The organism is Longitalea luteola, assembly GCF_017356035.1.
Lineage (GTDB): Bacteria > Bacteroidota > Bacteroidia > Chitinophagales > Chitinophagaceae > Niastella > Niastella luteola.
Genome location: NZ_JAFIQX010000010.1, coordinates 193266 through 202446, shown reverse-complemented (window position 1 = coordinate 202446; position 9181 = coordinate 193266). Strand labels below are relative to the sequence as shown.

Annotated in this window: 6 protein-coding genes; 4 read left to right on the top strand and 2 right to left on the bottom strand. The window is 45.6% G+C overall.

The genetic code is table 11. The features are described 5' to 3' along the window. Window positions 1–303 (top strand): CsbD family protein (locus JUB15_RS21885; RefSeq protein ID WP_207514787.1); only part of this gene is annotated, 303 nt, incomplete at its 5' end. Between the two features lie 47 nt (window positions 304–350). On the opposite strand, the gene JUB15_RS21880 is transcribed toward JUB15_RS21885, so the two are convergent. Together JUB15_RS21880 and ligA are read right to left on the bottom strand one after the other, a co-directional pair. Next, on the bottom strand, window positions 351–914 hold the full coding sequence (locus JUB15_RS21880) for an NUMOD4 domain-containing protein (protein ID WP_205512982.1): 564 nt from the start codon (window positions 912–914) through the stop codon (window positions 351–353). 68 nt (window positions 915–982) lie between these two features. Next, a complete protein-coding gene (gene ligA / locus JUB15_RS21875; RefSeq protein ID WP_207514786.1) occupies window positions 983–3082 on the bottom strand; it encodes an NAD-dependent DNA ligase LigA in 2100 nt (699 codons plus the stop codon). A 530-nt stretch (window positions 3083–3612) separates the two neighbouring features. Between ligA and JUB15_RS21870 the strand changes: the two genes are divergently transcribed. The 3 genes from JUB15_RS21870 to JUB15_RS21860 all read left to right on the top strand — a co-directional run bounded on the left by JUB15_RS21870 (window position 3613) and on the right by JUB15_RS21860 (window position 9133). Then, the gene (locus tag JUB15_RS21870) at window positions 3613–4329 is read left to right on the top strand and encodes an NUDIX hydrolase (RefSeq protein WP_207514785.1); all 717 of its coding nucleotides are present in this window, start codon (window positions 3613–3615) and stop codon (window positions 4327–4329) included. A gap of 301 nt (window positions 4330–4630) precedes the next feature. Continuing rightward, window positions 4631–7609, top strand: coding sequence for a SusC/RagA family TonB-linked outer membrane protein (locus JUB15_RS21865; protein ID WP_207514784.1), 2979 nt, complete (start codon window positions 4631–4633; stop codon window positions 7607–7609). A gap of 21 nt (window positions 7610–7630) precedes the next feature. Beyond that, window positions 7631–9133: a RagB/SusD family nutrient uptake outer membrane protein gene (locus JUB15_RS21860; protein WP_207514783.1), complete on the top strand. Its 1503-nt coding sequence runs from the start codon at window positions 7631–7633 to the stop codon at window positions 9131–9133. The last annotated feature ends 48 nt before the right edge of the window (window positions 9134–9181 follow it).

Sequence of the window (9181 nt, the reverse complement as noted above, 5' to 3'; positions counted from 1 at the left end):
GAAGGCAGAAGGCAGAAGGCAGAAGGCAGAAGGCAGAAGGCAGAAGGCAGAAGGCAGAAGGCAGAAGGCAGAAGGCAGAAGGCAGAAGGCAGAAGGCAGGAAATTTCGGGAGATGCAAGTTCGGTTATTAGTTCGGGATTTCGCGAGCCACTCACCACTCACATTGACCATTGGCCATTGACCATTGACCATTGGCCATTGACCATTGACCATTGGCCATTGACCATTGACCATTGGCCATTGACCATTGACCATTCACCACCTTCAGGCTCCCCCCAAAAAACAAGTGGTGTGAGTCGCTAGCCTTATGCGATCACACCACTTATTATGTCTGCATCAATTACCGGGCACTATTTGATCCGGCCCCAGTTTTCACCACTTTTAATGCGGTACATGGTCATCTCAGAGACGCCAAACTTTTCCGCTAATTTTTTAATGGTGATCTTCCGGTTCTTGTCGTTGAGGATCTTTTTAATGCCTTTGACCTGACTAGCATTCAGCTTCAAACCTTCCGTCCGGTTTGCCTGTACTTTTTTGTACGCGATCTTTGCCGGACTGTGCTGCTGATGTTCGATCATTTCTTCGAGTGTAGCCCATTTTAGGTTCTTCACTGCGTTGTCAAGTTTATTGTGATTGATGTGAATCACGTACTTGTTTTTGAGTGAAGGTTTTTTAAGAAACAAACGGGCAATCTCACGGTGAATGTACAAAGTACCGTTGTTGCCTGGACGATGGAGATTCAAAGTTCTGTAACCGGTAGTTAGGGAGCCTTGAAGCAATTTACCGTCTTCAACAACGTCTTCTGTGTAGCTGGCTATGCGTCCCATCGAGGATAACGCATACTTTTTACGGAGGTGCTTCCAGCCTGGAAACTGCAGTGGTTTCCACACCTCATTGGGGAGTTTTTTTATCATCGCCTTTTCCTTTTGGCTAAAGTTACAAAAAAACAAATGTGAAATTCAAACAATTGATAAGAATCATATCAATGATGTATAAGGGACAGGAATTCGGATTCGGTTATGATCTTGATTGAGGTTATCTTTTTGGCCTTCTCTAACTTGCTTCCTGCCTCTTCTCCCGCTACCAGATAGTTTAAGTTGGCGCTAACGCTGCTTAACAGCTTACCTCCGTTAGCTTCAACCATTGCCTCTGCATCACTGCGTTTGAGCGTAGGCAGGGTGCCCGTAAATAAAAACGTTTGACCGCTCAGGTTGCCTCCGGTTACCAGGTCTCTTTTGTCGTTTTTCAGCTTCAACCCTAACTCTTCAAGCTTTTGAAGGGTTTCTATATTGTCCCAATTATGGAAAAACTGATGTACACTTCCTGCTACTTTTGGCCCTATGTCTTCCAGCTTTAACAGGTCTTCTATCGTATAATCCTTCAATTCTAACAGATGCTTAACAGCATGGGCAAGCGTTTTTGCAGTGGTTTCCCCTACGTAACGTATGCCAAGGGCATATATGAGGCGATGTATGGCTTGTGACTTTGAGTTTTCAATGGCTGTTTGCAGGTTAGTAATACTCTTCTTGCCAAATCCCTCTAACGCTCCAATCTTATCGAAAGGCAGTTGGTATATACCGGGAATATCTTTCAGGAAACCTAACGCATAGAACTTACGAATATTGGCTTCGCCCAGTCCCCTGATGTCCATGGCATCTTTCTGGGTGAAGTGAATGATGCGCTCTACCACCTGCGCTTCACAGTTGATATTACTGCAACGCCAAACGGCTTCTTCCTGCGGTTTTTCCAGCTTATCGCCACATACCGGGCAATGGGTAGGAAAGTCAATTTTCTTTTCGGTTCCGTTGCGGAGTTCAGGTAATGATTTAACAATATAGGGTATTACATCTCCTGCCCGTTCAACCAGCACCGTATCACCAATCATGAGGTCTTTCTCCCTGATCACTTCTTCATTAAACAATGATATAGAACCTACTGTAACTCCACCAATAGGTACAGGATCAATTTTGGCTACCGGAGTAACCGAACCGGTACGGCCAACCTGGAACTCAACGCTCTTCAGCTTGCTGGTGGCCTGGCGGGCTTTGAACTTATAGGCAATGGCCCAACGCGGATGATGCGTGGTCATCCCCAGCAGCTCCTGCTGGTGAATATCATTGATCTTGATCACCATGCCATCGATCTCGTATGGCAGATCGTCGCGCTGGCTTTCAAATTCATGGCAATAGGCTATAACGGCATCGATACCCTTCAACACCTTTTTTTCTTTGACCGGACTGCGAAAACCAAGCTCCCATAACATATTCAAACAACCGCTGTGACTGTCAAGTGATTTGTCCAGAATTTCATTGGGTAATTGAGTATAATGGCTTACCTGGTATAAGAAAGCTTCCAGATTTCGTTTACTCACCTCCTTTGGGTCTTTGATGCGTAAGGTGCCGGCTGCAGCATTACGTGGATTGGCCAGCGGGGGCAGGTTTTGTTCGGCCAGCTGATCGTTATACTTTTTGAAGTTCTGCTTACTCATCAATACTTCTCCCCTGATCTCTATCTGCTCAAGGCCATATTTTGAAATGTTGGCCCGCAAGGGTATGGACCTGATCTGCCTGATATTAGTCGTTATGTCGTCGCCCTGTACGCCATTGCCCCGGGTAGCGCCACGAACCAGCATATCCTTTTCATAAATGAGAGAAATGCTGGCGCCATCGAATTTGGGTTCAACGCAGTATTCCAGTTCATTTACTTTAGCCAGTTCCCTGGCCCGCCGGTCAAAATCAATGAGGTCATCGGCATTGTAAGAGTTATCGAGCGATAACATGGGTACCAGGTGGGCTACTGTTGGAAATTCCTTTGTAAGCTCTTTGGCCACCCGTTGCGTTGGTGAGTCGGGTGTTCGCAGCGCCGGGTTCGCCTGCTCCAGTTTGTCCAGCGCTTTATATAATTGGTCGTACTCGAAGTCGGCTATCAACGGATCATTCATGATATAGTACCGGTGTTCGTGAAAACGAAGCACATCGCGCAGGGGCTCAATATCCTTCTCGGTTATGTTACCCTGCGTGTTCTTTTCCATTAATCCGGCAGTAAGCTTTTGGATAGCTTTTGTTTGGTCGGGCGAATACATAATATGTTTATTCAGTTTTAGGCGAAGTTAACTCAATGACCTGTTTAATGTGCAGGCATGATCGGCACCGTCAGGCGAATACGATATTGATGAATATCAATTACTGGAAAATGGCAAAGGGGCAAAATGCCCGGTTTTATGCAGCAAAAATGCTATCTCAATCGTGTATAACGGCCGCAAAACTTATTAATATGCAATGAGTTGTGACTACATGTCAAGGTAAGGAACAGGTGCGCTGATTGAAAAATGTCCATTGTCAAAAAGTGCCGTAAAAAATTTCGAAGCGTTCGCGAGTGAAACAATCAGTATATCTTTACCTGTAAGTTATATGATAACCGGCAACACGCGGCCCATCCGGCTTGATCATGAAGCGCTGTATATACGATTGCGTGCCAATGGACCTCCCCTCCGGTTGATGTGATTTGCTTTAAAATTCTGTGCTTTTTTAACCAGCCTGTTCATTTTCAAGATAGGTTGGCCTGATAAATATTCATTCATGATTTCTTAACCCTGACAATCTGCTCATAGCCATGGGAACAGCATTACAACGGACCATTCAGCAACTACGCTCTGAAGACAGCGAGTTTTTTCAGATCGCCATTTCGGTTGATTGTGTGATTTTTGGGTTCGACAAGAACGAACTGAAAGTATTACTGATCAAATCTGATCTCGAAGAATTTAAAGACCAGTGGTCTTTACTCGGCGACCTGGTACGCCCCGATGAAAACCTCGACAGCGCCTCTTACCGGGTGTTGAAACATCGTACCGGCCTCGATGACGTTTACCTTGAACAGGTGTATACTTTTGGCGAAGTAAGCCGGCACCCTGCCGGTCGCGTAATCAGCACGGCCTATTATTCACTGATAAACATCAAAGACCACCAGCCCGTATTGTCAGACAATGAGCTGCACTGGCATCCGGTAAATGACATCACTACACTGGCCTTCGATCATAAGATCATCCTCGATACCTGTTTGCAAAGGCTGCAGTCAAAGATTGAAGAACATCCCATCGTTTTCAATCTGTTGCCGGAAAAGTTCTCACTCCGCGAGTTACAGAACCTGTATGAAGCCATCCTGGGTGTAAAAATGGATCGCCGAAACTTCAGAAAGAAGTTCTTCCTCATGAACTGGCTGGAAGATATGAATGAGCTGGAACAGGACGTTCCGCACCGCCCGGGCAAGCTCTACCGGTTCAATGCTTCCCGCTTCCCGAACGGAAAAATGAAGACCCCCATGCCTGTATAACGAACATTTACCATTTAAAACTCCCTGAAAGCAGCATTTTAATGTTTGGACTGTCTATTTAATCAGGATAGATCCACTAATCAATACATACCAGTCAATCCGGTGCATGGTTATCAGAAGCTGAACCATGACGCTGGAGCTATAACCACTTGAGTAAGGCACTAATTGCGTAGCATTAAGTTTTTGGAAAACAACGGATAAGTTGAATTTAATTTTTTTGGAAGTCTTGGAAATTAAGTATAATTGTGTATAGGTTACACAGTAGGTATCAATTGTTTCTTAACCAATAACTACTTCTATTATGCCCTCAAAACGATTGCTAAAGGCAATATTGCCTTTATTGACTGTCATGTATTCTCTCACCGTTTACGCACAAACCAAACAAGTTACGGGAAACATCAAAGACAGCAAGGGCGCCGGCATTGTTGGTGCTTCTGTTGTCATTAAAGGGTCCCAGGGTGGAACTACCACAGGAACCGACGGGTTCTTTCGGCTAACCGTACCAGCGGCAACTACAACGTTAACCGTTAGTGCCGTTGGTTATGCTACGCAGGATGTAGACATTTCTGCCAGTAATACCGTTAGTCTTACGTTGGCTGAAAGCACCGCGGACCTCGGTGAAATTATTGTAGTAGGATATGGTACGGCCAGAAGAAGGGATGTTACTGGTGCCGTTCAGTCTGTAAAAGCAAAGGACTTTAACAGAGGGGTGATCGTTTCTCCCGATCAGGCCATCCAGGGTAAGGCCGCCGGTGTAATGGTGATCAGCAGCAGTGGACAACCGGGTGCTCCTACCACCGTTCGTATTCGTGGCAACGCCTCCATCAGATCGGGTCAGCAACCTTTGTATGTATTAGATGGTGTTCCTTTGTCAGGCAGTTCAGCCCGCCCGAATGCCATCAGTAGTGGTATTGGAACCTCTACACCAGGCACCAACCCACTTAATTTCATCAACCCGAACGACATTGCCTCTATGGAGATCCTGAAGGATGCTTCTGCAACCGCTATTTACGGGTCCAGGGGTGCTAACGGGGTTATTTACATCACCACAAGAAAAGGCCAGTCAGGCAATCCGGTGATCGATGCAGGCGCCTCCGTGGGTGTGAGCAGGATCATGCGGCAGTTAGAGGTGCTTGATGGCAATGAATACCGGGCCACATTGCAGAAATATGGGTTAACCGGCGGTGATTATGGCGGTAACTATGATGCCATGGATGAGATCACCCGCACAGCGTACACGCAAAGCTATAATGCAGCTGTTGGCGGCGGATCTGAAAATGCCAAATACCGCATTTCATTCAGCTACCTCAATCAGCAGGGGATCGTAAAAGAATCGGAGTTTCAGAAATACACAGCCAATTTAAACACCAGTTTCAAACTGCTCAACAACCGGAAACTGAATGTTGATTTTAGCCTGTTCACCACGGGTACAAATGAACAGCTGCCTCCTATCTCGAACGATGCCGGTTTCGAGGGAAGCCTGATCGGCCAGGCATTACAGTGGAACCCGACGCACCCGTTCTATAAACAAGGTACCGATTCGGTGTGGATAGAAACGCCTATCGGTGCAACAACCGTTAACCCGGTGGCTATGCTGCAGGCATACGATGCCCGCGCCAATGAAAATATTATTTTGGCCACTGTTGCTCCTTCGTATAAGTTCACTGATTTTTTAGAATATAAGCTTCAGTACAGTCTCACCCGGCGTACAGGTAAATCAAGAGGAGAAATAAAACGCTGGATCAATGTAGAAGCGGTTAAAAACCGGGGCGCAGCCGGGATTTTCAGCGCAGAAGAAACAGCACAGCAGATAACCAATACGCTAAACTTCAATAAGGAAATTTCGAACAATTTTAATTTGAATGCAGTGGTTGGGCATGAATACCTGAAATATGAGTCAAATAATTCAGGCTTGTCAGGCTTCGATTTTATAGATGTAAGCGGGTTGCGTTATTATGATATCATTCAATATTCAACCCAGACCAGCCGGCAGGTTTATTCGTTTACGACGCCTACTACCGAGCTGCAATCATTCTTCGGCCGGGCTATTATGAATTTCTTCGACAGATACCTCATAACTGCTACGTTGCGTGCTGATGGCAGCACAAAGTTTGGCGAGAATGAAAAGTATGGTTATTTCCCTTCAATAGCTTTTGCCTGGAATCTTTCAAATGAAGGATTTATGAAGGGCGTTGATGTGGCAAAGAATATCAAACTTCGTATAGGATGGGGAAGAACAGGTAACCAGGAATTCCCTTCAGGCGCCTCATTGCGCAGGTTTGGGCTCGGTCAGCAATCTGTAACGCAACTGAACATCGAGAACCCCGAATTGAAATGGGAAACCTCTACCACGGCTAACGGTGGTATAGACTTCAGTATTTTAAACGACAGGGTTACCGGTTCAGTAGACTATTTCCATAAAAAAACAACGGATGTATTGTTCGAACAAAATGTGCCGCAGCCAGGCCCGGCAGGTACCAAGTTCTGGGTCAATTTACCGGGTAACATAGTGAATAAAGGGGTTGAGGTTTCATTGTTCGGCGGTATTATCAGGAACAGGGATATAAACTGGAATATCGGCGTCAATGCCTCCTTCATCAAAAACGAGCTTAGAGGATTATTGGGATACTATGAAACAGGCGGCCTGCACGGCCAGGGTATCTCGGGCGCTACAGCACAACGTCTGGTGAGCGATCAGCCATTAAACGTATTTTACCTCGCAGAGTACCAGGGACTGGATAAATCAACCGGCCAGGCGATTTATGCAGGCGGAGATCCGTCAATAAACCGGTTTTACCAGGGCGCCCCATTCCCAAAGACATTGTTAGGTTTAAGCACAGACTTTTCATACAAGAATTTTTCGGCTGTTATTAACATGAACGGCAATTTCGGGCACTATGTATATAATAATACCGCCAATACGGTGTTGCCCATTGGTAATCTCGGAACGCGTAACATAGCCAAAAAGCTTATCGAAAGTGATGTGCAGGAAGATCCATCCAATCCCATTACGCCCTCTACCAGGTTCCTTGAAAAAGGAAATTACCTGAAGCTGGCCAACGCAACGCTTAGTTATTCATTTAACAAATTGGGTAATACCTTCAGAAATCTAACGGTATCATTAACTGGTCAAAATTTGTTTGTGCTTACTGACTTTACGGGTTTTGATCCCGAAGTAAATACCGACAAATCGGTTGGCGGCATTCCTTCTCTGGGTATTGAATATACACCTTACCCAACCGCAAGAACCTTTTTACTTGGTGTATCAATGTCATTGTAAGCATTTAAATACTTGTCAGATATGAAACGATATAAAATATTAATACTAAGTTTCCTGTTCATGCTCGTTATAGGCGCCTGTACGAAACTTGATGAGAACTTTGAATCGGAAATTGAAGAACGGTCTGCTATACCGGTTGCCGATTTGCTTAGGAGCGCCTACAATTCACTGGCCAACCCATTTATGGATCAGTCGAGATTATGGGCTGCCCAGGAGCATACTACCGACGAAGTAATTGGACCCACCAGGGGACCCGACTGGGATGATAATGGTGTATGGAGAGTGCTGCATAGCCATAACTGGACAGCGGAACACACATTCTTAAGGGAAACCTATAGAGAATTGTTACAGGCGCAGTATGCAGCAACGAACGTTCTACAATTCAATCCCTCGCCGCAACAGGCCGCCGAAGCAAGATTCATCAGAGCGCTCACCATGTTCGTGGTTGCCGATGGCTGGGACCAGGTGCCTTTCCGCGACGATCTGCAGGACCTGAAGAAAATACCCACTGTGTTAAAAGGTCCGGAGGCAATTGATTTCGTAATCAGTGAAGTGACTGCCATAATGAACGATTTACCCGACGGACCCGCCAGCACTGCCAATAAAGATGGCGCAAGAGTATTGCTGATGAAAGCGTATCTTAATAAAGGTGCAATTGCCAACAGGCAAAACCCAACATTTGCACCTGCAGACATGAACCAGGTAATTACCCTGGCCGACCAGATCATCAACAACACGAAATACAAACTGGCAGATAATATTTTCGACAATTTTGCACCGGATAACGATGTGAAATCAACGGAGAATATTTATACTCTGTATAACAAAGATGGCGATAGAGGCGGTAATGTACGCTCAAGATGGTTTTTAGGTTTGCATTATAATATGAAACCCAGCGGTTGGAACGGCTTTACCACACTGTCTGATTTCTATAATAAGTTCGGCCCCACAGACCAACGGCGTGGTGGTTCCTATCCCGGTATGACCGATGTAGGTGGTGTTCGCACCGGCTTCCTGGTAGGACAGCAGTTCAATGAAAAGAATGAACCATTGAAAGACCGGAAAGGAAATCCCCTCATTTTTACACCGGAAGTAAAATTGAAGGAAACAGGGGCAAACCTGGAAGTAACCGGCATTCGCGTAATGAAATATCCCATCGACTATGTTGGTGGCGAGCAGGCCGATAACGACTATGTTATTTTCCGCCTCGCTGATGTGATGTTGATGAAGGCCGAAGCATTGATGAGAACGAACAGCACGCCGGCCGCCCTTCTTATTGTAAATGCTATTCGTGCAAAACGCGGCGCTACACCGCTGGTTTCCCTCGATCTTCAGGCATTACTCGATGAAAGAGGAAGAGAATTGTATTGGGAAGGATGGAGAAGGCAGGATCTGATAAGATTTGGCAAATTCCTGGAACCCTGGCAGGAAAAACCAACAGACGATCCTAAATACCTGATATTCCCCATTCCGGCTGAACAGTTGGCGGTTAATCCCAATCTGACGCAAAACGAAGGTTACTAATTGATTTTTTATAGAATTATTTCAATGCAAAAAGGTCATTCAAGGTAA

Bases quoted from the DNA above. Each gene is read 5' to 3' on its own strand.
- JUB15_RS21880 (WP_205512982.1), bottom strand. From the start codon at position 914: ATGATAAAAAAACTCCCCAATGAGGTGTGGAAACCACTGCAGTTTCCA.
- ligA (WP_207514786.1), bottom strand. From the start codon at position 3,082: ATGTATTCGCCCGACCAAACAAAAGCTATCCAAAAGCTTACTGCCGGA.
- JUB15_RS21870 (WP_207514785.1), top strand. From the start codon at position 3,613: ATGGGAACAGCATTACAACGGACCATTCAGCAACTACGCTCTGAAGAC.
- JUB15_RS21865 (WP_207514784.1), top strand. From the start codon at position 4,631: ATGCCCTCAAAACGATTGCTAAAGGCAATATTGCCTTTATTGACTGTC.
- JUB15_RS21860 (WP_207514783.1), top strand. From the start codon at position 7,631: ATGAAACGATATAAAATATTAATACTAAGTTTCCTGTTCATGCTCGTT.